22 protein-coding genes are annotated in these 23,547 nt (G+C 61.6%); 14 read left to right on the forward strand and 8 right to left on the reverse strand.

Annotated features, from left to right (window positions below):
- The first annotated feature begins 7 nt into the window (after positions 1–7).
- The 3 genes from D1012_RS19240 (at position 8) to D1012_RS19250 (ending at position 2,893) form a co-directional block, all read left to right on the forward strand.
- The gene (locus D1012_RS19240) at positions 8–760 is read left to right on the forward strand and encodes a phosphatase PAP2 family protein (RefSeq protein WP_118155760.1); all 753 of its coding nucleotides are present in this window, start codon (positions 8–10) and stop codon (positions 758–760) included.
- The gene (locus D1012_RS19245; RefSeq protein WP_158569400.1) at positions 753–1,538 is read left to right on the forward strand and encodes a phosphatase PAP2 family protein; all 786 of its coding nucleotides are present in this window, start codon (positions 753–755) and stop codon (positions 1,536–1,538) included. The genes D1012_RS19240 and D1012_RS19245 overlap by 8 nt, the downstream gene beginning before the upstream one ends.
- A gap of 380 nt (positions 1,539–1,918) precedes the next feature.
- A complete protein-coding gene (locus tag D1012_RS19250) occupies positions 1,919–2,893 on the forward strand; it encodes a cobalamin-dependent protein (protein WP_158569401.1) in 975 nt (324 codons plus the stop codon).
- Here the strand turns inward: D1012_RS19250 and D1012_RS19255 are convergent, their stop codons facing one another.
- The 7 genes from D1012_RS19255 to D1012_RS19285 form a co-directional block, all read right to left on the reverse strand.
- A complete protein-coding gene (locus tag D1012_RS19255) occupies positions 2,894–3,667 on the reverse strand; it encodes a SagB/ThcOx family dehydrogenase (RefSeq protein WP_118155763.1) in 774 nt (257 codons plus the stop codon).
- An 11-nt stretch (positions 3,668–3,678) separates the two neighbouring features.
- Positions 3,679–4,995 (reverse strand): YcaO-like family protein, encoded by a 1,317-nt coding sequence (locus D1012_RS19260; protein ID WP_118155764.1) that lies wholly within the window; start codon positions 4,993–4,995, stop codon positions 3,679–3,681.
- Between the two features lie 10 nt (positions 4,996–5,005).
- Positions 5,006–6,034: a TOMM precursor leader peptide-binding protein gene (locus tag D1012_RS19265; RefSeq protein ID WP_118155765.1), complete on the reverse strand. Its 1,029-nt coding sequence runs from the start codon at positions 6,032–6,034 to the stop codon at positions 5,006–5,008.
- A gap of 81 nt (positions 6,035–6,115) precedes the next feature.
- On the reverse strand, positions 6,116–6,322 hold the full coding sequence (locus tag D1012_RS19270; RefSeq protein WP_118155766.1) for a hypothetical protein: 207 nt from the start codon (positions 6,320–6,322) through the stop codon (positions 6,116–6,118).
- Between the two features lie 95 nt (positions 6,323–6,417).
- Positions 6,418–6,669 carry a hypothetical protein gene (locus D1012_RS19275; RefSeq protein ID WP_118155767.1) on the reverse strand — a complete coding sequence of 84 codons (252 nt, stop codon included), beginning with the start codon at positions 6,667–6,669 and terminating at the stop codon, positions 6,418–6,420.
- The gene (locus D1012_RS19280) at positions 6,666–6,926 is read right to left on the reverse strand and encodes a hypothetical protein (protein ID WP_118155768.1); all 261 of its coding nucleotides are present in this window, start codon (positions 6,924–6,926) and stop codon (positions 6,666–6,668) included. The genes D1012_RS19275 and D1012_RS19280 overlap by 4 nt, the downstream gene beginning before the upstream one ends.
- A gap of 35 nt (positions 6,927–6,961) precedes the next feature.
- On the reverse strand, positions 6,962–7,996 hold the full coding sequence (locus D1012_RS19285; protein ID WP_118155769.1) for a radical SAM protein: 1,035 nt from the start codon (positions 7,994–7,996) through the stop codon (positions 6,962–6,964).
- Between the two features lie 1,113 nt (positions 7,997–9,109).
- On the opposite strand from D1012_RS19285, the gene D1012_RS19290 reads away from it, so the two are divergent.
- The 8 genes from D1012_RS19290 (at position 9,110) to gph (ending at position 19,168) form a co-directional block, all read left to right on the forward strand.
- Positions 9,110–10,294 (forward strand): ABC transporter substrate-binding protein, encoded by a 1,185-nt coding sequence (locus D1012_RS19290; protein WP_118155770.1) that lies wholly within the window; start codon positions 9,110–9,112, stop codon positions 10,292–10,294.
- A complete protein-coding gene (locus D1012_RS19295; RefSeq protein WP_233517193.1) occupies positions 10,294–12,294 on the forward strand; it encodes a sensor histidine kinase in 2,001 nt (666 codons plus the stop codon). The genes D1012_RS19290 and D1012_RS19295 overlap by 1 nt, the downstream gene beginning before the upstream one ends.
- Positions 12,295–12,304: 10 nt before the next feature.
- A complete protein-coding gene (locus D1012_RS19300; protein ID WP_118155812.1) occupies positions 12,305–13,603 on the forward strand; it encodes a sigma-54-dependent transcriptional regulator in 1,299 nt (432 codons plus the stop codon).
- A 149-nt stretch (positions 13,604–13,752) separates the two neighbouring features.
- A complete protein-coding gene (locus tag D1012_RS19305; RefSeq protein WP_118155772.1) occupies positions 13,753–15,072 on the forward strand; it encodes an ABC transporter substrate-binding protein in 1,320 nt (439 codons plus the stop codon).
- An 83-nt stretch (positions 15,073–15,155) separates the two neighbouring features.
- The gene (locus tag D1012_RS19310; protein WP_118155773.1) at positions 15,156–16,895 is read left to right on the forward strand and encodes an ABC transporter permease; all 1,740 of its coding nucleotides are present in this window, start codon (positions 15,156–15,158) and stop codon (positions 16,893–16,895) included.
- A gap of 12 nt (positions 16,896–16,907) precedes the next feature.
- Entirely contained in the window at positions 16,908–17,945 is a 1,038-nt protein-coding gene (locus tag D1012_RS19315) for an ABC transporter ATP-binding protein (RefSeq protein WP_118155774.1), read from the forward strand.
- A gap of 3 nt (positions 17,946–17,948) precedes the next feature.
- A complete protein-coding gene (locus tag D1012_RS19320; protein WP_118155775.1) occupies positions 17,949–18,494 on the forward strand; it encodes a histidine phosphatase family protein in 546 nt (181 codons plus the stop codon).
- 11 nt (positions 18,495–18,505) lie between these two features.
- A complete protein-coding gene (gene gph, locus D1012_RS19325) occupies positions 18,506–19,168 on the forward strand; it encodes a phosphoglycolate phosphatase (RefSeq protein ID WP_118155776.1) in 663 nt (220 codons plus the stop codon).
- A gap of 121 nt (positions 19,169–19,289) precedes the next feature.
- Here the strand turns inward: gph and D1012_RS19330 are convergent, their stop codons facing one another.
- Entirely contained in the window at positions 19,290–19,955 is a 666-nt protein-coding gene (locus D1012_RS19330) for a TetR/AcrR family transcriptional regulator (protein WP_118155777.1), read from the reverse strand.
- Positions 19,956–20,098: 143 nt separating this feature from the next.
- On the opposite strand from D1012_RS19330, the gene D1012_RS19335 reads away from it, so the two are divergent.
- From D1012_RS19335 to D1012_RS19345, 3 genes are read left to right on the forward strand one after another with little or no spacing between them, the layout of a single operon-like run.
- Entirely contained in the window at positions 20,099–21,610 is a 1,512-nt protein-coding gene (locus tag D1012_RS19335; protein WP_233517194.1) for an ABC transporter substrate-binding protein, read from the forward strand.
- 59 nt (positions 21,611–21,669) lie between these two features.
- A complete protein-coding gene (locus D1012_RS19340) occupies positions 21,670–22,674 on the forward strand; it encodes an ABC transporter permease (RefSeq protein ID WP_118155778.1) in 1,005 nt (334 codons plus the stop codon).
- Between the two features lie 3 nt (positions 22,675–22,677).
- A complete protein-coding gene (locus tag D1012_RS19345) occupies positions 22,678–23,544 on the forward strand; it encodes an ABC transporter permease (RefSeq protein WP_118155779.1) in 867 nt (288 codons plus the stop codon).
- The last annotated feature ends 3 nt before the right edge of the window (positions 23,545–23,547 follow it).

The following is a 23,547-nucleotide window of genomic DNA, read 5'->3' on the forward strand; positions in this document are numbered from 1 at the left end:
TGCTCGCATGCTGCTTTTTCGAAAAGCTAGCGGGTCAAGCGCCCGAAGCAAACTTCTGCTTTGGTCGTTCGTGCAGACGCGCTGTCAGTTCGTGCAGATCGACTGGCCTCGACCAAAGGTTACAGGCAGCACCAGTCCAGCCGGTCGGTTGACCGCGCAAGGATTTTGCAAAGGTGCCCGACCAATGATGTCACCTGACCTTCGAAAATCGGCCGTCCAGAACGGCGCTGCACTGCATCGGCGCTTTGCCCGACGAACCGATGCTCTGATCGCTGTCATTCTGCTTCTAACGGTTTTGGTGACAGTCCCAGACAACCGGCGCATGGGAAGCACCTTGCAGGTTGTCCTGCCCCTCATCGCCTTGGGTTGCGCTGCGACACGCGGTGAAACTGTCGAGAGTCTGGGGCGGTTTATCGTGCTTCAGATCGGGATCAAGGGGCCCAAGTATCTGATCGGCGAAAGGCCGATGAGCCTGCGCCCAGACGGTGGCCAGAACGGCTTTCCATCCGGACACACTGCGGTTGCAACTTTCGGAGCGGTGCAAATGATCAAGCATTGTTCCACGCTCCATCCGGTGACAAAGGCCGCCGCGATTGCGGCAGCAGCCTTTACCGGCGGCTCGCGGATCGAATCCGGTCGCCACAGCTTGTGGCAAACCATGGCCGGGGCTCTCTGGGGCTGGGCCATCGCATGCCTGCCCCTGGCCGGGCTGAGGCACGCAGTCCGCCGGATGCAAAATGTCCGGGGCCGCAATGTCTGACCTGCACCGCATCGAGACCCGCGAACTCAGTAGCCTCTCTGCCACTACCCATGATGACCGGCTGGCAGCACTCATCCTTGCCTGCATTCTTACCGCTTTCGCCGTCTTCGCGATTTGGCCAGAAATCGACCTTCGCGTTTCACAGGCCTTCTACGATCACTCAAAAGGGTTCGTGATTGACGGCAATCCACTGACCGAGGCGCTGCGCATGGCCGTCTGGAACGTGTCCATTCTGCTTTGCCTCGTCGCCGTTTTCGGCACGTTTCTCGGGGCAGCCGGTCGCGAGGTGATTTTGCCGGCACGCGTCTGGGGCTTTGTGGTGGCTCTTTACACCCTTGGTCCGGGCGTGATGGTCGAGATGCTGACAAAACCGCTCTGGGGCCGGGTCAGGCCCACGCAAGTTACCGAATTCGGCGGATCTTTGCATTTCAGCCCCCCAAACGAACTGGCCGACTTCTGCGCGCGCAACTGCTCGTTCGTCTCCGGAGAAGTGTCGGGCGCGACCGTGACGGCGCTGGCGATCCTGCTCATCCGCTTTCACCTAGGGAAGCGGATGAGCAAAATGGTGTCGATCCTTTTGCTGGTTGTCACCCTGTGTCTGCCGCTGGCAGTCGCCTCGCAGCGTATCGCAGCCGGTCGCCACTTTCTGTCTGACACCCTCTTTGCCGTGCTCTTTACACTGCTTTTGGCCTTGGCGCTGTCCGCACTGTTTCGCCCCCTTTCGCGCAGGGTGCCCTCTGCGCGGCCAAGGCAATCAGCAGTGCCGACAGATCACTGATTCAAAGTGGCGTGAAGTGACCTCGACCGGCCAACATCTCAACCCACGATGACATCGTGCTTTCGACAAAATTATGCGTCACCAGGTTTGATTTCTGACATGGCACGGGAGCCTGTGGTCAAAGCGACCCCGGCGGTGTTGAGCGCATAAACGCCTCTGCAACGATGCAGCATCACACCTTGGCACAGCGATTACGTCGGGGGGGCGGTCACATCATCAGAGCGCTGTCAGCCGAAAAAGAGGTCCTTTCGCGACCCGATGGTGTTGACTCACGCGGCGGTCGGGCAAAACCTACGGTTTTGCGAAGTGTTGTTTACTGGCAGGTCGCAAGCAGATCGTTGCGCTTCTGCCCACTTTCATTTGCAGTTTCGGGAGAGGGCATGAAAGTCCTCTTGGCGTCCTTGTCATTGGAGTTTCCTCTGGCGGCCTATTGTCTGGCGGCGGCTCTGCGGGCCGACCCGGGCTTGGCCGATTGCGACACAGCCCTGCATGACATCGACTGGCCGCGGATGTCGCATTACGAGTCCAAGAATGCTGAAATCTGGCGCTTTCTGGCCCGGCTCGAGGCAGAGCGACTGCAGGTCCTTGGCCTGTCGCTCTACCTGTGGAGCCACATCGCCCTGCGCGAGCTGGCGGGCATCGTGCGGCGGGTGTTCTCGCACCTGACCATCGTGGTGGGCGGGCCAGAGGTGGCCACCCCTGCCGCAGCGGAGACCTGGCTGGCAGCAGGTGAGGCCGACATTGTCGTGCGGGGCGAAGGCGAGCGGGTGCTGGCCGCGGTGATCCGCCGGATGCGCGACGGGGCGCCTCTTGCCGGGTTGCCGGGGACTAGCATGCGGATCGACGGGGACATGCGCCACGGGCCGCCGATGGCGCTGCGCAGGCTTGATGACCTGCCTTCGCCCTTTCTGACGGGGCTGGTGCCGGCCTACTGGCAAAGCTGGTTCGCGATGATCCGCCAGCGGTTGGCCGACCCCGCGACGGCCGAGGGAAGGGCATGGCTCGATGCCCGCTCGCCGTTGGCGCACGTCGCGGCGATCCACTGCCCCGTTCTCATGATACATGGTCGACAGGACGTGCGGGTGCCGCTCTTGCAGGCCCGGGCGATGGCGGCGGCGGGCCGCCCGGTCACGCTGGCGGTGTTGCCCGACGAGGGGCATTTTATCAGCGAACAGGCGAACCGGGTGGCTCTTGCAGCGCTGGTGGAGGCGTTCCTGCAGGATCAGGCGGGCGGGCCGGTCGAGGATGTGGCCGAAGACCTTGTCGCATCGCGGATGGCAATCCTGCTGGGCGGGGATTTCCTGCCCGGCCCGGTTCTGGCCCGGCTGCGCGAGCGGAATGCCTCGCCGGCGTGATCAGGCCGGGTGGCCGACGATGCAGGCATAAAGCGCCGCTTCCTCCACGCCATCGATGCCGATCAGGTCGTGCAACCGGTCGTCGATGAAGCCGCCGACGGGACAGCTGCCCATGCCTCGGTCGGTGGCGGCAAGAAGCAAGTTCTGCATGGCGTGTCCCGCCTCCATCAAGGCAAAGCGGTAGGCGCGTTCACCATATTTGATCTTGGACCGCCCGAAGACAGCGGTGATCAGGAAGACCGCTGCCGCGCCGTCGAGTGCCTCGGGGATGAAGACGGCGTCGCGGATGGCGCGCAGCGGATCGGTTTCGGTGAGCCGGGATAGGGTGTGCTCGAGCGGGTCGTAATGCAAAAGCCCCGGTGCCAGCCCGTCGACTGCCCCAACGGCGACATAGAGGTCGAGCGGATAGAGCCCGCCGGCAGAGGGAAGGCAACGCCGCCCTTCGCCCTGCGCGCCCATCGCGAGGTAGGCGAGGCTTGACAGGTCCGAAAGGGCAATCGGCGCGCCGTTGAAGGTCCGGCATGACCGCCGGGCGGTGATGATGTCTGCCAGCTGATCATGATCCGCCCGGGGCAGCGGTTCGCGCAACGCGTGCTGGAACCGCTTGAACCCCCGTGCCGCGACGGTAAGCGCGCCGGCACTCATGGTGAAATGCGCGGCGGAGGCAGTGATCTTGCTGTTCTCGTGAAAGAGTTCAGACGGCGCGAAGAGATCGCGCGCACCCAGCAACTGGCGGCGGGCGTCGGTCAGATCTGTATCCAGCGGATGTCCCATGGGCACGACTCTTATGGATAGGGGTGCGGGTGCAGGTTGATCACGCCGGTCGCCCGGTCGGGGTAGGCCAGATCGCGGGCGCGGGCGCTGATCCGATGCAGGTGGCGGCCAAAGAACAAGGGCTGTGCCCAAGGGATGACGACCCGCGCGACGTGCAGCCCAGCCTCGGCGATATCGGGCGAAGTGACATCGACGGCTACGACCTGCAAACCGGCGGCCCGCACCCGTTCGACCATCTGATCGAGGGTCACCAGCACATCGCGGATCGGGCTTTCGGCATCGGGACCGAACCCAGTTCGCCGGTCGGAACCGACGGCGAAGGCCCAAGCAGACCGGGTGTCGGCGCGCAGCGGCCACAGGACATGCCGTTCGATCTTGTCGAAGGGGTCCGTCATGGGGTCGGGCAGCAGGGTGTCGCCGTCCGTCAGGCTCGCGGCCCACATCAGGCATTGGGCAAGTTCGGTGATCGCACCGACGGCGGCCGCATCCGCGAAAGGCTTCGCACAAGAGGCGAAGACCGCCCCAGAAAGCGCGCCCAACGGCCCGTCCCAGACGGCGACGTAGGTGGGCAGGGCCAGGTCGCTGGTCGCATCGAGCAGCGTGACATGCCGGGCATTGGGACCGAACCGCGCCAGCGCCTCTGTGACGCCATAGGGCAGGTCGGCAGACAGCGACACGCGCGGAGGCCGCCGCGATTGCAACCACATCAGCATCGCCGCGTCCCGCTCGATCACCTCGCACAGTCCAGCGAGGATCGCCTCTTCGAGCGAGGCGCCGCAGGCCAGCCCGGTGGTGACCATCTGGACCACGGGCGCCTCGTCCCAAGGGCTGGTATAGGGTTGGTAGACGCAGAAGGCGGGGACGAGCACGGCGCGCTCCTCGGTCAACGACCAGCCTTCGACCCAGCCGATGGGCGTGTCGGGGCCAGGGCTGTGGTAACCCTGCGCTGCTCCCGCCCGTTGGTGTTCATCGTAAAGCGTGAGGGACCACGGCGGGATGGCATCCCCCGCCACAGCGGCATAGGTGGCCCGCAGAATGCGCTCGTCGGGCGTGAAGGCAGCGGAATACCGCTCCACCGCTTCGCCGACGGCCCCCACGATCGCGCCGTCGCGGCCCAGCGAGGTCGACCCGCTGATCTCGCTTTCGGATGGAAACCCGATCGCCCGCTGATCGCTGCAAAGCGCCGCACAGCCGAAGATGCGGGCGGCGTCCGGAGCGAGCGGCGCTTCGTAGAGCATCTTGATGATGCCGGTTTCGGCATCGACCAGACGGGTGGCTCGCAGGATCGTTTCGGCGGCGGGGGTTGGCGGATGATGGGTTAGGTGCATGGCCGACCCGTCATGCGCCCTGACGGGCCGACGATGCGGCTCCGGCTTTTGGGATGTCCCATATGCGGGTCAGCGGCAGCGCGATTTGCCGCGAACAGGCCGGGCATCGCGGCAGACGCAGGATGTCCCGTGTCGTCGAACCGAGGGTCTTCAGGTCGAGGGCGATGATCCGCCCGGCGGTGACCGGGGCGCGGCCGCCGACAAACGCCCGCATCACGTCAAGCGCGACCCAGCTGCCGACGATCTGGCCGTATTCGGGCGGAGTCGGGAAATCGGCGGATGTCTCGGGTGCCGCGCGCCAGCTGCGGAAAAGGGCCTGATGTTCGTCCGGGCGTTCGGCGTTGGCACGGGCGCGCAACTCGTAACAGGCGAAACAGGCAGTGTCGCCGGGCACGACGTAGGGTCCGATCAGGGCATTGGACCTGTCGATCCGCAGCAGGAGCCATGGGGTCTTGTTGCGCTGGGTCAGTTCGTTGACCGCGTCCACACCCGCAAGCGACATGGCGTCCGAGGCGAGGATGATCAGGCTTGCGTCCCGTGTCGCGGCAGCGGCCGAACCCGAGTCGGCCAAAGCTGCGCGGGGCAGATGGGTGCAGCGCCCGACACCGCCCGCTGTGAGCGCCCGATGCACGGCGGTTCCGACGGCTCCGTGACCCGCCACGACGATCCAAGCCGCCGCCAGACTGGCCGCCGCCGCGTCGTTGCCCCGGGCATCCTGCGCCCAGAAAGCGGCGCGCCCGGATTCGCTGTCGTCTGGTTCCGGCCCATCCGCCAAGAAGCCCCGGGCTTGCATCACCTGCAGGAATTCATGGCACTCGGGGCGGAAGTCCTCGTTGACCGCGCCGATCAGGACATCGATACCGGTCTGGCCGTCGAGTCGCGGCAGCAGCTGGGGCAAGGCGTCGCTGACGAACGGCCCTGACAGCGACACCGAACCGCCATGTCCGCGCACCAGCACGGAACCATCCGCCACGAAGGCGATGTTGACGTTGCGTCGCAAGCGCGGATAATCGGGCAGTTGAGTTGCGTCGTCCTTCATCCCGGTCACCTCAGAAGCTTGAAAGAAAAGGTCACAGTCATGGCCGGGCAGACAGTGCCCGGCCACGCGCTGTCGCTGGCATTACCGCGAAACTGTCCCGAGCAGCGCGTTCTTGGACGAACTCGAGCAATTCCCGATGATGTTGCACCCGGAATCGGCGGCTGCGTTCACCCGCTGCAATTCGCGGTAGACCTGGACGGCAATCAGATCGCCGGCGAGGTCCGCCACCATCTCGCGCTGGTCAACGCTGAGCTTGAGGCTTGAAAGGCTCATCATGTTTTCGGCCATGGTTTCTGTCCTTCTGTGAATGATTTCGATTGATGGTCGTCTTGGTTCGTTCGGGGGTTTGACGGTCTCCTCTTCTGTTGGTGCCGGTGAGAGAATCACTTGGCGAACTTGGCAGACCTCGCGCGTCTGGCGCCGCCGGTAACGGTCTGGTCCGCGTCGTCAGTGGGGCTGTCATCGGGGTCTTCTGCTGCGTCAGGGGCGGGCGGGCTCCGCCGTTTCATCAGATCGCGCACTGCATCGTCGGCCGCAGCACCGATCACCCGCGTCACGACATCCACGACTTCGTCATGGTTATCGGTCTTAAGCTTGAGGCGGGACAGATTCCGTTCGACCAAATCGCGGATCATGATGTCGCCCCTCCCTTGAAGGCGCGCACCAGCACGTCCTTAGACGAGGACGAGCAATTTCCGATGATGTCGCAACTGCCGTTGGAGCAGTTGCCGATGATGTTGCATCCGGCGACCTCTGCCAGTTTGTTCTTGATCTGCAATTCGCGGTAGACGTGGACGGCGACCAACTCGCCGACGTGGTCGACAACCTTTTCACGCTCTTCCACCGACAGGCCGATGATGGCTGCGGTGATCTGTGTTGACTGATCCGACATGGCGTCCCCTTCGGTTGTGGAGCCTTGGCGTGAGTTTAGACGGGCGCGGGCTCCTGCGTTGCGGCAATGGTGGCGATACGTCCGACAGGCCGTTCCGGTGCGGCCAACTGGCTGACCTCCCCTGCCAGTTGCCGACAGGCGGCCGCGACCACCGACGCCGCGCGGGGGTCTGACAGCATGGCGTGGCAGAGATGACATTGATCGGCAAAGCGATCAGGGAAGGTGTCCGCAAGGCCTGCGCCCCGTAGGAAGGGCAGGAAGAAGGCCGGACCGACGGCGTCGAGCACCGCAACCAGCGGATTGTCAGCCGCCCGGGCGACGATCCGGTCGATCGGTGTCCGGTTGGCGTTGCCAAGCTGCAGCGCCGGGGTGAACCCGCCGGGCGAGCAGCAGGGCCAGACATCGCCCGCAAGGTCCACCGCCAGTTTCTGGAAGTGGTGCCGGCAGTTGCCCAGCGGCTGCGCCGTAAGACCCGGCCATTCCCGGGCATCCACCTTTGCCGCGGCCCGTCCGGTCGGCAGGCAGGGCATCACGACGATGCAGACATCACCGGCCAGATCGCCCAAGGCATCCCGGATGGTGTCCGGTTGCAACCCGGCGCTGGCCACGACGTTGATGGTGGTCGCCAGCCCGGCACGGCGGGACGCGGCGGCGGCGGCGACGACGGTGTCCAATCGGATGAACTCCTGATGAAACTGGCTGGTACTAATGCAGAGCGCGGTCAGCCCGTCGGCTCGCAGGTCATCCAGCATCCGGTCGGCGCGGGCGGACCGCCCCCAGAACCCGTTGGTGGTGACCGACGCCCCCAGCCCGTGCCCCCTTGCGTGGCGCAGGGTCGCACCGACCAGATCGAGAAACAGAAAGGGCTCGCCACCGCTGAGCCCGACCTCGCGGATCGAGCCGATCCGCACAGCGTCGTCGATCAGACCAGTGATGAAATCGAGTTTCAGCGCTCCCTCTGCCTCCGGCCCGGAGCAGTTGCAGCAATGCCGACAAGAAATATTGCACCGTGCGGTAAGCAGGATTCCTAGGACGTCAGGAGAATAATCAATTGAGTCATTAGCAGACATCACGAAAGAACCTTTCAGTCGCGCAGCCAAAATGTTGGTTGCGGCAATACCCAAAGCGATCTTTTCAGTTGTTAGATTTAGGCACACCGCTCCGGTTGAGTCAAGGTTCAGATTTACAACCTGACTAATAGCCGCCGGATCGCGATATTCAGCCCATGCCAGTCGCGCCCCGCCTGGGTTTCGCGTCCGGACAGAACCGACCGAAGCAGAAACTTGCGGGGATTACAGAAATCCGTCGGGATTACTATGTTGGGGGGAACACCAGCCGTTCTACTTGATTCGGCGGGCATGTCAGAGACTCGTCTCACGCGCAGATTGGCCATAACCGGCGCGGCCCGATCCCTGAATCCGCTCATTCCGTGCCGTCATGCCATCGACGGCTGCCCGGGTCATGAACTTGGCCCATTTGCGCGCGAGGCACAACCGTTTGTCGCTGACAGGGAGCGGTCCTCGGCGCAAAGGCGACGAACGGGCGGTTTGTCCACACCGGGGTCAGCAGGCCTGCAAGAATGCCGCGCGGCACGAAAGGGCCGGTTCTACGAAACGGAGCTGCGGGGCAAACCTCCGCCTGGAATAGCAGCTCAGGGCAGACGTCAGCCTTTCAACCGGCCGAAGATGTCAGTATTCCTTTGCAAACCGGATGTCAAAATAGCAAGAAATCCTGACATGTCTGCGTTGCCCTTGATTGCTCAAACCCGGCGCTCTCTACGGATGACACAGTCAAATCTTGCAAACGGCATCAGGGTCAGCATCCCATCAGTAAGGGGCCTTGAGCGGGGTGTGGGTAACTTGCGGACAATGGACTGCGCCATGAAAGTGCTGGGTCTTGGTTGAGAATGGGCCCGGCAAGGTGAAGACGCGGCAGTATTGCTGGCGGCGCGGCGGCGAGAGAAGGGCTTCAGTCAGGGGGCTCTGGCCAAAAGGGCCTTGTGCTCGCGTCCGGTGATTATTGCACTTGATAGAGGCCGCTCGGGTATCCGTTGCGTCAGGTGTCGATCTTGCCCGTCAACCGCCTGGCACAGAGCGACCAGACTGCCGACAATGATCCACCTGTTTCGCCCGGCCCGATGTGTATAGCCTGCAAGCGAAACGGAACGGACCGGGGGCTGCAACATGGACAGGCGGGAGGCTCTTGCTGGGCTTGCGCTGACAGCGCTGGGGCTCAGAAGCGCGCAGGCGCAACCTGCGCAAAGCGAGCTGCGGCTGCTGACCTCTTACGATGCCGAGGTGATTGCGCCCTTTGTCGAAGAATTCTCGCGTCGAAATCCCGGCATTACAATCCGTCACCTGAACAAGAATACCAATGCCGCCGTCACTGAACTCCAGACCGGGAACGCCCGTCGGTTCGATCTGTTCTGGGCCTCTGCGCCCGAAGCGTTTTCGGTGCTCGAGGCAGCAGACAGGCTGGACGACCGGGATTTCGGTCCGCATGTCGATTTCGCCTATTCTGCTGTCGGTTGGGCGTGGCAAGGCCACTTTGCCGGCAGCCCGCCGCAGACATGGAACGATCTGCTGGACCCAGCATTCGCCGGTCAGGTCGTGATGTCGCATCCGATGCGGTCTGGCACCACCCACAGCCTGATCGAAACCATCCTGCAGGATCGCGGCTGGGCTGCAGGCTGGGCATGGCTTCTTGAATTGGCGGGCCAGCTTGGAACCATTTCGGCCCGAAGTTTCGGTGTGCTGGAGGCGGTCGAGCAGGGGGACCACCGGATCGGCCTGACCATTGATTTTCTTGCGCTCAAGCGCGCTTCCAGCGGGATGGTGTTTCGCTATGGACGTCCGATCATCATCATTCCGGCCCGCATCGCCATTCTGAAAGGGGCGGAGAACCAGTCTGCGGCGCGCGCCTTTGTCGAATTTCTGCTATCCGCCCATGGCCAGCGTCTGCTGCTGCGGCCCGATATCAGGCGTATTCCGGTCAACCCGGATTTGCGAGCCGAGCTGTCTGAAACCCTGCTGCCGGAAGTGCGGTCAGCCTTGCATTTCAGTTGGTCCCGATATGACCCCGAAGTGGCAAGCCAGCGCTACTGGCAGGTGAATGAGCTCTTTGAGGCATTTATCGGACGCAATTTCCTGCGCCGACGCGATCTCTGGACGCGCTGGCGCGCACTGGCTATCGCTGACCCTGCGCAGCGGCAGGGCATCCACCGCATGTTGACCCATATGCCTGTGACAGAGGCCGACACCCGCACTGCAATGTCCGGTCGCGCAACTTTGCTTGACTGGCAGGCACAGTCACAGCGTCTGCTGGATGCAGCGGAGGTGCGGCTGGAGGCATACGAGGCACAAAGGTGATGCACGGTTGGTCCATTTGGTCGCGTCTTTTGCTGGCGGTTGGCATTATCGTCTGCATTGCAGGGGCACTGCTGGCAACCGGCATGGCACTGGTGCTGCGGGCTGAACGCGATTTTGCCAATCTTGCGCAGGACCGGATTCCGCGCGTTGCTCTGGCGGGCGAGTTGGCGGAGTTTACCGGAGAACTGGCGGCCTTGTCTGCCCGAGTCATGGCGGGCAGTCTTGATCCCTCTACGGCCCCGGACCTGCCCGGCACAAGGGTCGCCGCTGCTGCACGCGGTATTTCTGAAGTGCTTGCCGCACCGGGGTTGCGCGATGCACCGCAGGCCGCTGCCCTTGCAAGTGCAGAGGCCGATCTGCGGGATAGCCTTGATCGCTTCACCAGCCTGACCGAGGACTCGGCAGACCTGCGTCGCAAATTGCAGATGGCCGACGAACAATTGCGTTGGACCCAGGTCGACGTTCAGGATCAGGCCGGTGCCCTGCTTGAAGACCTGTCCTTCAACATGGACGGTGACATGCGTGAGTTGATCGCGCCACTGACCCCGGATATCCAGACTGCACAACGGTTAGAGCTTGAACGCAGTCTGACAGCAGACCGCCAACTCCGAGACGACCTTCAACGTCTTGCAGCAGAAGCATCGACACTTTCTGCCGTGTTATTGCAGGCCCGGTCGGTGGCGGATCTGGCGGCACTGGAACAGGTCGAACGGCTGGGTCGGGACACGCTGGATGCGATTGCACTTGCGCGTGTCGATCCGGCTGGCCGGAGTGATGTGCGCCTGATGCTGCAAGCATTGGACCGTCTGGTTGACCTGACCCAAGGTAACAACAGTATCTTTGACTTGATGCGCGCGCAGATCGAACTGCGGGACACCACCCTCGTGCAGTTGGCGCGGTCGCAGCTGGCTCTCGGGAGGATGCAGGCGCAGCTGACTGATCTTGGTCGCAGCGAAAGACGCGCGGCCCAGTCAGATGCCGATGCGGCTGCCCAGAGAATTTTGACAGGTGCGGGCACGCTGACCATCCTGACGATGGGTGGTGCGCTGCTTTCAACCGCAATTCTGTTGCTGTTTGTGCGTAACCGGATCGTGCGTCCGATCGGTCGTCTGACCGAAGACCTGATGCATATTGCCGATGCGGAAAAAACCGCCCCCGCCACAGAATGGCGCGGGTTGAATGAAATGACACGGATGGAACAGGCGGTCGGGACATTCCGCCATACGGTGACCGACCTGAAACGCGCGCACCGCGACCTTTCTGTAGAGGTCGCAACCCGCCAACAAGCCGTGGAGCGGCTGGAGAAGACGCAGCGCGAACTGGTGCAGGCGGGCAAGATGGCAGCACTGGGTCAGATGTCAGCCGCCATCAGCCACGAGATCAACCAGCCGTTGGCCGCGATACAGCATCGGTTGCATGCCCTGCGCGGTGCCCACCCCGAAGTTACCCCGGCGGTCGAAAGGCTCGAAGCTTTGACACGTCGGATCACCGGCACCATCAGCCACCTGCGCCGCATCGCCCGACGGTCGGACCACCGGCGCGAACGCGTGATCATCAGCGAGCCCATGGATGCCGTGCTGGATCTGCTGGACCATCGCTTGCGCGAGACATGCACCGAAGTCAGCATCGAACCTGCCGCCCGCCAACTTGTGGTTGCGGGGGATGAAATCCTGATTGAGCAGGTGCTGCTCAATATTCTGGGCAACGCGCTGGATGCAATAGAGGAGGCGGGCACGGAACCGGGGCGGATCACCATTATGGCCTGCGGGGGGAAAGCGCCGCAACTGATCATCACCGACAGCGGCGTAGGTTTGCGCGGCCACAGTGGGGCGGAAGTTGTGGACCCTTTTTTCACCACGAAAGAGGTGGGCAAAGGCCTTGGGCTGGGGTTGTCCATAGTGTTCAATGTGATGCAGGATATGGGCGGACAGCTGGACATCGGCCCCGCAACACAGGGTGGCGCGCAGGTGCGGCTTCGATTTTGTGCTTGGCCGGAATAGGGGAATGAACATGGGCCAGAGCGGTCGGGTCATGCTTGTGGAAGATGATGATGACGTGCGCCTTGCCACCATGGAAACGCTGGAAATGGCTGGCTTCACGGTCGATGGCTTTGATCGTGCCGCGCCAGCCTTGGATCAGCTGGAGGCAGATTGGCCCGGCGTCGTGCTAACTGATCTGCGGATGCCCGGTCTGTCAGGACTCGGGTTTCTGGACAGCGGTCGGCAAAAAGCACCAGAGGTGCCTTTCGTCGTCATCACCGGGCACGGCGACGTGGCGAGTGCCATCCATGCCATGCGCTCGGGCGCGCATGATTTTCTGGAAAAGCCCTGCCCACCCGAATTGCTCATAGATGTGCTGCATCGTGCCATGGCGATGCGGCAGCTGGCGCTGGAGAATGCTGCCCTGCGTGACCGGCTGTCGCGCGCGGTGGCGTTGGAAGATCAACTGATAGGCCCTTCGGCGGTAATGGTCGATCTGCGCCGGCGCGTGGTCGGCCTCGCAGCGCTTCGGGTGGACCTCTTGATCGCGGGCGAAACCGGCACCGGCAAGGAGTTGGTGGCCCGGATCCTGCACGGCCTTTCGCATCGCAAGGATGAACCCTTTGTCGCCATCAACTGTGGCGCATTGAACGAGGCTGACGTGGACCGCGAACTTTTCGGCGACAGCGGCAATCTCGGTCGCATAGCCAGGGCAAACCGCGGGACGCTGTATCTTGATGCGCTGGAAACAATGCCCGATGCGCTGCAGGTGCGCCTCTTGCGGGTTCTTGAAACTCGCGAAATCGTGCCATTGGGCGAAGCTGCGCGCCAGCTTGACCTGCGCATCCTTGGCAGCGTCAAACAGGAACCGGTGCAGCTTGTGGCGAACGGGCTGTTACGGGCTGACCTCTACCACCGGTTCAATGCGGGCGCGCTGCGCCTTCCACCGCTTCGCGACCGTCCCGGCGATGCCGAGTGGTTGCTGGATCACTTCGCTGCAGAGGCCGCGCTGCGTCATGATCTTTCAAAGCCGGTGGTGCCGCCCGATCTGCGACGCCAACTGGATTGGCACCGTTGGCCCGGCAATGTCCGCGAGGTGCGCACCCTTGCCGAACGGCTGGTGATCGGGCTGGAGGTGTCGCTGACTGAAAATGCCGCAGGCACGGTCCCGCTTACCGAAGACTATGATGCCGCCATGGCCGCATTCGAATCTCGCCTGCTGCAAGCCGCTCTTATGCAGACCGGCGGGCGCAAGGCCGAGGCTGCCGACCTGTTGCGCATTCCCCGCAAGCGGCTTTATCTGCGCTTACGGCAGCACGGCCTTGGCTAGAATGTGTCAGTTCTGACCCATTTCACGTGTCATCATTGACCCGTATTTTCTATAAAAATCAATGCCTTGATTGAATTGTCGGCTTGTCGCACATTTATGCAGCGCCGCGAGGAGGCGGTGCTGCTTGTAGACAAGCCAGGGAGGCACTCGTGAGAAAAATTCTTCTGACAACTGCGCTTACGTTGATCGCAGGGGCCGCATCCGCCGCTGACAAGGTGGTCGTCGTCACCTCTTTCCCGAAGGACCTGACAGATCCGTTCAAGGCTGCCTTTGAGGCCGCCAACCCGGCGTATGAACTGGAGGTCGTGAGCCGTAACACCAATGCGTCAGTTTCCTATCTTCAGGAAACTCGTGGTGCGAATACAACCGATCTGTTCTGGGCCTCGGCCCCCGATGCGTTCGAAGTGCTGAAAGCCGAAGGCTTGTTGGCCGCGGTCGATGTCGCTGCCGAAGGCATTCCTGACTCGGTTGGTGGCTATCCGATCAATGACCCGGCTGGAATGTATTTCGGCTTTGCCGCATCTGGCTATGGGATCATGTATAACACCCGCTATGTCGAGGCGAACAATCTGCCCATCGCAAAGGAATGGGAAGATCTTATGCGCCCGGAATACAACGGGCATGTGGCGATGTCCTCTCCGTCCCGTTCCGGCACCACTCACCTGACGGTCGAAACCGTTCTGCAAGGCGATGGCTGGGATGCTGGCTGGGCAAAGTGGAAATGGATCTCCGGCAACATGAGCACAGTGACGGAGCGCAGCTTTGGCGTGCCGGATGCGGTCAATTCCGGCTCGACTGGCTTTGGCATTGTGATCGACTTTTTTGGCCTCGCGTCCAAGGCATCCGGCTTTCCAGTCGAACTGGTCTACCCCAGCCTGACTGCAATCGTACCGGCCAACATTGGCGTGATCGAGAATGCACCCAATGCCGAGGGGGCAAAGGCGTTTGTTGAATACGTACTGTCTCCTGAAGGTCAGCAGGTTCTGCTGAACCCAGCAATCATGCGCCTTCCGGTGAATCCGGCAGCGTATGAAACTGCGCCAGAGGGGTTCCCGAACCCATTCACACCTGAATTCGCACCTGGAGCGATTGCGTTTGATGTGGATCTCTCCGGGTCGCGCTACACGCTCGTCAACGCGCTCTTCGACGTGATGATCACCTACCGCATGGACGACCTGCGCGCCGCCGTGGCCGCGGTCCAGCAGGCCGAAGCCGCCCAGGAAGGCAAGGACAATGCCGAGGCCAAGGCGCTGATCGCCGAGGCCCGCGCTCTTGTCGAAGCCCTTCCGATCACCGAAGCCGAAGCAAGTGATCCCTCCTTTGCCGGTGTGTTCCAGATCTCGCGTGACAAGCCCGATGTCGAAGTGGTCGGTCGTCAGGCCGAGGTTGAACAGGCTTGGGATGCCTTTGCTGTGGCCAATTACGCCAAAGCAAAGGAGTTGGCTGACCAAGCTGCTGCGATGAACTGATCGCGGCGCAATGCGCGACCTGCCCGCCCCGCAATGGGGCGGGCAGCCCTTGCACGAAGCCCCCAAGCACAAGGATCGGCACGATGTCCGACAGTTTCCAGCCGACCCGGCCGTCCGGGCGTTTCACGCTGTTTCCCCGCCTGTCGGGGGTGGCCCTGACGGGCCTTCTGATCGCAATCTTCCTGATGGCCTTCTTGATCCTGCCGGTGATGCAGGTGATCTATGTGGCTTTTCTGGATGCCCGCACTGGCGCTTTGACGCTTCAGAATTTTCAGGACTTCTTTAACACCAACCTGTTCCGTGAGAGCTTTGTAAATTCGTTCTACGTCTCCGCGATGTCGGTGGTCTTTGCCACGATTATTGCGTTGCCGCTGGCCTATATCACCACCCGATTTACCTTTGCCGGTGCTGCTGTCATCCAGAGCCTTGGTTTCATCCCGCTGATCATGCCGCCTTTTGTGGGCGCGGTCGCGATGACCCTGCTCTTCGGCCGCAACGGCAGCCTGAATCTGCTGCTGGACCAGTATTTCGGTTTTAAGATACCTTTCATGGAAGGGCTGAACGGAGTGATCTTCGTGCAGTCGCTGCATTATTTCCCTTTCATCCTGATCAACCTTTCTGCCTCATTGCGCAACATCGACCGATCCATGGAAGAGGCTGCCCAGAACCTTGGTTCTTCAGGCCTTCGCATGTTCCGGCGTATCGTCTTTCCGCTGGCAATGCCCGGGTATCTGGCGGGCGCTGCGCTGGTGTTCATCAAGGTGTTCGACGATCTGGGCACCCCGCTGCTGCTGAACGTCAACAACATGCTCGCCCCGCAGGCCTATCTGCGGATTACAGGCGTCGGAATCAACGATCCGATGGGCTACGTCATCTCGTTCATCCTGGTGGCATTTTCAGTCTTTGCGCTGTGGGTCTCTCTTCTGTTCATGCGCGGCAAGGATTACGCCACGGTGCAGAAGGGCGGCGGCGGTCTTGCCAAACGCGATCTGTCGCAGCGCGAGAAAGTCCTTGCGTGGGGTGTAATCCTCTTCATCCTGGCACTGGTGCTATCTCCGCACTTTGGCCTGCTGCTGCTGGCTTTCGGCACGATCTGGTCTTTCTCACCCCTGCCTGATGGCTTTACCCTGCAGCATTTCGGCACAGTTTTTACCCAATCATCGCAATACATCTGGAACACCATCATCTACGCGGGAAGTGCCGCGGTGATCGATGTCATTCTTGGCACTGCGATTGCCTATATCGTGCTGCGCTCGGGTCTGATCGGCCGCAAATGGCTGGACTACATGGCAACGGCGGCACTGGCCGTTCCGGGTGTGGTGCTGGGGATCGGCTACTTGCGGATGTTCCACGGTGTGGAGTTGCCCTTCGGCCTCGGTCAGATGTCCAGCTTCTGGGGCCTGATCATTGTCGCGCTTGCGGTTCGTCGACTGCCATATGCATTGCGTGCCTGCATGGCCGCACTGCAACAAGTTGCCCTGTCTCTGGAAGAAGCCGCCGAGAGCCTTGGGGCCACCAAATCCAGCACCATCCGCCGCATTGTCGTGCCGTTGATGACAGGGGGTATTCTGGCAGGCTTTGTAACATCTTTTGCGACCGCAGCGGTCGAGTTGTCAGCGACCATCATGCTGGTTGGCAGATCATCCGATGCTCCCTTGGCCTATGGCATCTATCTCTTCATGCAATCGCCTTCCGGGCGCGGGGCAGGGGCCGCTTTGGGGATCCTGGCTGTCGTTATCGTCGCCCTTGGCACCTACCTGTCGCAACGCATCATCGAAAAAGACCGCAACCGCCGTGCCGCCGCGCCGGGCACAGATCACTGAGGGGACACAGTCATGGAAAAATCCGGAATCCGCATCGAAGACCTGCACCTGTCCTTTGGCGAGACCACGGTTCTTGCCGGGATCAACATGGAAATCCTGCCCGGTGAGTTCTTCGCCTTCCTTGGCCCGTCAGGATCGGGCAAGTCCACGCTCTTGCGTGCCATCGCAGGTTTTGGTCCGGCGCCACGCGGCCGTATCCTGATCGGCGACCGAGATATTGCCGACCTGCCGCCTTGGAAGCGCAACGTTGGCATGGTGTTCCAGTCCTATGCACTTTGGCCGCATCTGTCGGTCCGGCAGAATGTGGCCTTCGGGCTGGAGGAGCGACGCTTGCCCAAACGCGAGATCGACTCAAAGGTCGATGCAGCACTTGAACTTGTCGGACTTTTGCAACTGGCTGACCGGATGCCAGCACAGCTTTCTGGCGGCCAACAACAGCGTGTCGCACTGGCGCGGACCATTGCCATCGAGCCGCAGGTCCTCCTTCTTGATGAACCGCTTTCCAACCTCGATGCGGCATTGCGCGTCCAGATGCGGCGCGAACTGCTGGCGCTACAGCGCAAACTGGGACTGACCACGATTTTCGTGACACATGATCAGGAAGAGGCAAACACCACCTCCGACCGTATGGCGGTTCTGGATGGTGGGGTGATTCAGCAGATCGGCACGCCGCAAGAGCTGTATGACACCCCCGCCAACGGTTTTGTTGCGGGCTTCCTTGGCACGGCCAATGTGCTCAAGGGTCAGGTCAGTGACGGGCACTTCCTGACGATCGGCGGGAATCGGCTGCCACTGGCGTGTCCGCGCACTGGTGCTGACCGCATCGTCTTGCGCCCGCAGAACGTGACGCTTGGCCCTGCGGGTGGGGAAGGCATCGTCGGCACCGTCAGTCATCGGGAGTTTCTGGGCAGCTCCATTCGCTATCTGGTGGATACGGCGGATGGTCAGATCATCGTTGATACATTGCATAGCGCCGGTCAGACCGGGCAAGAAACAGGTGCAACGGTGTCGCTTCGGGTCGACAGCCTGAATGCGCCTTTGCTGGTCTGATCAGTGGCGTCTCTTGTGTTCATCCGGCACTTCCGCACGCCGTGGAATGCCGAAGGCCGCCTGCAGGGCCGACGCGATCTGGCGGTGGACGATCCGCTCGGGCCGGAGGATCTGGCTGCCTTGTCACGCAATCGCACGATCTTGGCCGGGATGAGCTTTGGCGCAGTCTGGAGCTCTCCTTTGATGCGAGCTCGGCAAACCGCAGAGTTGCACGGGTTTGCCAAGGTTGACCTGCAGGACGATCTGGCCGAACTGGCATTTGGTGATTGGGAAGGTCGGACATGGGCCGACCTGCACGCCGCCCATCCCGGCAAGTGGGACAGTGCCCCGCAGGACCTTCCTCTTGGCGAAGAGTTTTCGGGTTTTGCCGCTCGTGTTCATACGGTTCTGACACGCGCCCGCGCCATGGATGGCCCGCCGGTGCTGGCCTTTGGTCACGGAGCCTGGGCAAATTGCGCGCAGGCGCTTTGTGGCGGTCATGCCGCCATCGCGATGCCCGCTTTCGCCACTGCAAATGGGGCCTTGCTTCACCTCAATCTTCCATTTTGACAGGAACGTTCATGGCCGCGATCATATTTGATCTTGATGGCACGCTGGTTGACAGTGTGCCCGACATTCATGCAGCAGTGACTCTGATGTTGGCTGATCATCAGGCTTCGCCAATGGATATGTCACAGGTGCGTAGCTTCATTGGCAACGGCGTGCCTGCCCTGATCAGCAAAGTCATGGAGGCGCGCGACGAAGATCCAGCAGACGCTAAGCGCCACGCGCAGCTTGAGGCCACCTTTATGCGTCACTACACCGCCGCACCGGCAAAGCTTAGCCAGCTGTTCCCGGGTGTCCGCAAGGCGCTGCTCAAGTTGCAGGGGGCCGGTCATGCGATGGCGCTTTGCACCAACAAGCCGATCATTCCTGCACGCGCGATGCTTGCCAGTTTCGAACTGGAGAACCTTCTGCCCTTGGTCATCGGTGGAGACAGCCTACCGGTCCGCAAGCCAGACCCGGCCCCGCTGCATGCAGCTGCTCGGGCCATGGGGGCGGATCCCGTGCTCTACATCGGCGACAGCGAGGTCGATGCTGAAGCCGCGGAGCGAGCAGCAATTCCTTTGATGCTATTCACCCAAGGCTATCGCAAATCACCGATCGCCGCGCTGACACATTCAGCGACTTTTGATCATTTTGACGAACTGCCTAGGCTGATTTCCCGTTTTGCTGACCGATAAGGCTGACGCACTGCTGCATCACTCAGACCAGGGATCGCAATACACCAGTGAGCAGTTCCAGCGCCTGCTGGCAGACAACGGCATCACCTGTTCCATGAGGGGTGACGTCGACCCGGCCGCGTCAGGTGGCGCGGGTCAGATAGGCTAGCACGACATCGGTGGCATGCGCCTTCCGGTCATTCAGGAAACTGTCCGATCCGAGGTCCACATCGAATGTGGCCTGCAAGGTGTGGCGATTCGAGATGTGAATGAAACTCAGCGAGAGAATTGTAAGATAGAGGTGCAGCCCGGAGGGGCGGTGTGTAAATTCGCCCTCCGCATGGCCCCGCGACAGCAAAGTTTCGATACTGTTCAGAAACGGGCGTGCGGTTGAAAAAATGGTTTCCCGGACTTGCGCTGCAGCACGGCCAAGATTGAGGTTTTCGTTCAGGATCATCTTAGGGAAGCTGGGGTTTTGCAGCATGTAGTCAAAGGTGAAGTGGGTCAGTGCTACGACGCCGTCGCGGGGTGACATGTCCCAAAAGCTGGTCTCGCGCTCGCTTCGGCGCAACTCTTCGTAAACCCTTGTCAGTGCAGTCAGATACAGCCCATCCTTGTTCTCGAAATAATGATACAGCATGCGGATATTGCAACCCGCCATCTGCACAATGCGGGTCATGTTCGCACCCGCATAACCTTGCTCGCAGAATTCTTCGATTGCAGCAGTGAGGATCTGCTCGCGCGTGACCTGGCTGTTCCGGGTTTGCCGTGTCGCTGGCTTCTGCGCTGACCCGCTGTTTGCTGACATGCCCTGCTCCTTTTGTGTGCGGCAATCTAGTCACATCTGGATGCAAGCCGCAAGTAAGTAAGGATTGACATACTTAATTTGTCGTGCTTTTTCGAACTCAGAACGGTCGGATCAGGGCCGGGATCGCAAGACAGGGAGCAAACATGACGATGATGGCTGGATTCCACGGCCTGATGGCGGCTGCGCTAATGACGGGAGCAAGCTCCGCAGCGCTGCTGGCGCAGGACATGACCGACAAGCGAATTTCGGTGGCGATCACCGAGACCATTGCTGGTTACAATCCCTATGGAGATGCCGTTGTTCTGGTCGGCAGCATCTGGTGCCAAGTCTATGGCTGCCTGATGCGTTATGATTTTGACACAGGTCGCCCGATCCCCTATTTGGCCGAAAGTGTCGAGCCGGAGACCGACCTGACCTGGATCGTCAAGCTGCGGCCCGATTGGACACGCCACAACGGCGAACCCGTTTTGGCTGAGGATGTCGTCCATTCTATTGACCGGGTGAAAAACGATCCCGCCTCAGCGCAGGGGTTCATCGTGCAACCGATCCAGTCGATTGAAGTGGTCGATGATCTGACTTTGCGGATCACCACCGATGAGCCGATCGCCACACTCCGCGATAACCTCACACTGATCCACATCACGTCGAAGAAGCAGTTCGACGAACTTGGCGAGCAAAGCTATCGCGAGCCAGTGGGCGCTGGGCCCTACCGGCTGGCGGATCTGTCCATTGGCAGTCACATGGTGCTGGAACGGATCGACGATCACCCGATGATCTCGCCGACCAACCCCAAACAGATAGTGTTCCGCATCATGGCCGAGCCCGAAGCCCGAGTGACTGCGCTGGCCAATGGCGAAGTTCAGATTGCTCAGGGCATCCCGCCGCAACTGGTCGACCGGGTTGAGCAGTTGCCCAATGCATACGCCGCTTTTGCCAATTCGGTCGAGATGATGTTTCTGGCAATGAACCCTTCGACCGCCCCTTGGGATGTGCCCGAGGCGCGGCAGGCCGTCGCCCACGCCATCAACCGCGAGGCCATCGTGCGGGTTCTGCTGGGGGGGCGTGCGACCTTGCTGGACGGGCCGGTGGGCCCCGGCCAGTTCGGCTATGACGCTGCGTTCCGCACCCCTTACGACTATGATCCCGTCAAAGCCCGCGCACTGCTGGAAAGCAAGGGACTGTTGGGTGTTGAGGTCGAGTTCTTTACCCCCGTGGGCCGCTATACCTTGGACCGACAGATTGCTGAGGCCATGGTTCCGATGCTGGAAGAGGCCGGTTTCAAGGTGCAGTTGCAGACGCCGGAGTGGGCCTCGTTGTGGTCAAACGTGCAGGCCGGGGGCGTGCCGTTTTATTACATGGGGCGCGGCCAGATGCTCGACCCGTCACGTGCGCTGCGGCAGTATTTCGAAACGGACGGTTCGCCCCGGTTGGACTATTCGAACCCAGAGCTCGATGCGCTGCTGCGCGCCGAACGTGGCGAGTTCGATACGGAAAAACGGTATGACCTGATGCGTCAGGCGATTGCAGAAGTGACACAGGATGCCCCGGCCGCCTTCTTGTGGCTGCACCAGATGGCTTGGGGCGTGGCCGATGGCGTGGACTATACGCCCCGTCAGGCCGACCGGGTGGATGGCTGGGACATCCACATCCGTTGATCCGCTGCCGGGGGCATTACGCCCCCGGCCTTGACCCCTCCAACCCAACAGGTCTGCCAATGCTGGGCTACACGGTCAGGCGCCTTTTCGGCGTCATCCCGGTTCTGTTTCTGGTCTCATTGCTGGTCTTTGCATTAATGCAGGCAGCGCCGGGCGATCCGGTTTCGATGCTGATTTCCGACGAAGCCAGTGCCGAGGACCGCGCTCGCGCGGCCGAAGCTTGGGGGCTGGATCAGCCTGCGCCAGTGCAATACCTCAACTTTGTCCGCAATGCGCTGAATGGCGATTTCGGCACCTCATTCCGTTACCGTGAGCCAGTGATGGCACTGGTGCTGGACCGGCTGCCGGCCACGCTGGAACTGGCGCTGTTCGCCACCCTGTTGGCGGTGCTGGTTGGAATTCCGCTAGGGGTGCTGTCGGCGGCGCGGCCCAATTCGGTTCTTGACTCCATTGGCTCCGTTGTCGGGTTCTTCGGGATTTCCATGCCGAATTTCTGGCTGGGCATAATGATGATCCTGGTTTTTTCAGGTTACATGAACCTGTTGCCTTCAAGCGGGCGGGAGCCTTGGGGCATGGGGCTGGACCGCGTCACAGGATTTTTGACGCTGGATGCCGTGTTGCAGGGCCGCTGGGATGCGCTGGCCCAAGCGCTGCGCCATTTGGCGATGCCAGCCATCGTGCTGGGCACCTCAATGATGGGGATAATCATGCAGGTCACGCGTGCTTCGATGCTAGAAAATCTGGGCGAGGACTACATCATGACGGCCCGCGCCAAAGGCCTGTCGGGCCGCACTGTGCTATGGCGCCATGCCTTTCGCAATGCGCTGGTGTCGGTCATCACCATCACCGGTCTCGAATTCGGCGCGCTTATCAGCGGGGCGATCATTGTGGAGACGGTGTTCTCTTGGCCCGGTATCGGTCTCTTGCTGATCCAGGGAATCACATTCCGCGACTTTCCTCTGATTGTCGGGCTGGTGCTGATCTACACCTCCCTGTTTGTTCTCATGAACCTGCTGATCGACCTGGCCTATTCGCTGGTCGATCCCCGGATACGGATGCGTTGAGCCATGGCCAGCCTTACCCTTTCCTCATCTTCGGCCCGTGCGCGGTTCGGCTTTTTGTTGACACCCAAGGCGCTGTTCGGCCTGACCGTGCTGAGCGCTCTGGTCATCTGCGGGCTGTTTGCGCCGCTGCTGGCCCCGTTCGATCCGGCTAAACAAGATTTGATGCGGGCCATGATTGCACCTCAGCCGGGCGGGCCGCATGTTCTGGGCACCGACCATGTCGGGCGCGATCTGCTGTCGCGGTTGATCTATGGGGCACGCGTGTCCTTGCTGATCGCGGCGGCGGTGGTGCTGTTCTCGGGCGCCTTCGGCGTGGCGTTGGGGGTGGTGTCGGGCTATTTCGGTGGTCGCACCGACAGTGTGATTCAGAAATTTCTCGAGGTGTTCTGGGCCTTTCCGCCGCTATTGCTGGCCATCGCCATTGTCGCCTTTTTGGGGCAGGGGCTGGGTATCGTAATCCTGGCACTGGCCTCGCAACGCTGGATCCCCTATTGCCGCATGTCGCGGGCCGAGGCGATGGCTCTGCGTGACCGTGAATTCGTGGTGGCGGCCCGGTCGCTTGGTGCAGGGCATCTGAGGGTGCTTTGGCATCATATCCTGCCCAATATCCTGCCCTCGACCCTTGTGGTCGGGACGTTTGCCATGGCCACAGCCATCATTTCTGAGGCCGCGCTGTCCTTTCTGGGCTTGGGCGTGCCGCCAACCATTCCCACCTGGGGCGGGATGCTGGCCGATGCGCGGTCCTACATCAGCACGTCATGGTGGATGGCGCTGTTTCCGGGCCTGTGCATCTTTGTCACGCTCTTAGGCATCAACCTGCTGGGCGACGTGCTGCGCGCCCGACTGGATCCAAAAATCCGTAACCTTTGAAGG

This window comes from Pseudotabrizicola alkalilacus (assembly GCF_003443995.1).
Taxonomy (GTDB): domain Bacteria; phylum Pseudomonadota; class Alphaproteobacteria; order Rhodobacterales; family Rhodobacteraceae; genus Pseudotabrizicola; species Pseudotabrizicola alkalilacus.

Bases quoted from the DNA above. Each gene is read 5' to 3' on its own strand.
- D1012_RS19265 (WP_118155765.1), bottom strand. From the start codon at position 6,034: ATGAAGGACGACGCAACTCAACTGCCCGATTATCCGCGCTTGCGACGC.
- D1012_RS19250 (WP_158569401.1), top strand. From the start codon at position 1,919: ATGAAAGTCCTCTTGGCGTCCTTGTCATTGGAGTTTCCTCTGGCGGCC.
- D1012_RS19335 (WP_233517194.1), top strand. From the start codon at position 20,099: ATGACGATGATGGCTGGATTCCACGGCCTGATGGCGGCTGCGCTAATG.
- D1012_RS19290 (WP_118155770.1), top strand. From the start codon at position 9,110: ATGGACAGGCGGGAGGCTCTTGCTGGGCTTGCGCTGACAGCGCTGGGG.
- D1012_RS19245 (WP_158569400.1), top strand. From the start codon at position 753: ATGTCTGACCTGCACCGCATCGAGACCCGCGAACTCAGTAGCCTCTCT.
- D1012_RS19295 (WP_233517193.1), top strand. From the start codon at position 10,294: ATGCACGGTTGGTCCATTTGGTCGCGTCTTTTGCTGGCGGTTGGCATT.
- D1012_RS19255 (WP_118155763.1), bottom strand. From the start codon at position 3,667: ATGGGACATCCGCTGGATACAGATCTGACCGACGCCCGCCGCCAGTTG.
- D1012_RS19315 (WP_118155774.1), top strand. From the start codon at position 16,908: ATGGAAAAATCCGGAATCCGCATCGAAGACCTGCACCTGTCCTTTGGC.
- D1012_RS19280 (WP_118155768.1), bottom strand. From the start codon at position 6,926: ATGTCGGATCAGTCAACACAGATCACCGCAGCCATCATCGGCCTGTCG.
- D1012_RS19260 (WP_118155764.1), bottom strand. From the start codon at position 4,995: ATGCACCTAACCCATCATCCGCCAACCCCCGCCGCCGAAACGATCCTG.
- D1012_RS19285 (WP_118155769.1), bottom strand. From the start codon at position 7,996: ATGTCTGCTAATGACTCAATTGATTATTCTCCTGACGTCCTAGGAATC.
- D1012_RS19275 (WP_118155767.1), bottom strand. From the start codon at position 6,669: ATGATCCGCGATTTGGTCGAACGGAATCTGTCCCGCCTCAAGCTTAAG.
- D1012_RS19300 (WP_118155812.1), top strand. From the start codon at position 12,305: ATGGGCCAGAGCGGTCGGGTCATGCTTGTGGAAGATGATGATGACGTG.
- D1012_RS19330 (WP_118155777.1), bottom strand. From the start codon at position 19,955: ATGTCAGCAAACAGCGGGTCAGCGCAGAAGCCAGCGACACGGCAAACC.
- D1012_RS19240 (WP_118155760.1), top strand. From the start codon at position 8: ATGCTGCTTTTTCGAAAAGCTAGCGGGTCAAGCGCCCGAAGCAAACTT.
- gph (WP_118155776.1), top strand. From the start codon at position 18,506: ATGGCCGCGATCATATTTGATCTTGATGGCACGCTGGTTGACAGTGTG.
- D1012_RS19340 (WP_118155778.1), top strand. From the start codon at position 21,670: ATGCTGGGCTACACGGTCAGGCGCCTTTTCGGCGTCATCCCGGTTCTG.
- D1012_RS19345 (WP_118155779.1), top strand. From the start codon at position 22,678: ATGGCCAGCCTTACCCTTTCCTCATCTTCGGCCCGTGCGCGGTTCGGC.
- D1012_RS19310 (WP_118155773.1), top strand. From the start codon at position 15,156: ATGTCCGACAGTTTCCAGCCGACCCGGCCGTCCGGGCGTTTCACGCTG.
- D1012_RS19270 (WP_118155766.1), bottom strand. From the start codon at position 6,322: ATGGCCGAAAACATGATGAGCCTTTCAAGCCTCAAGCTCAGCGTTGAC.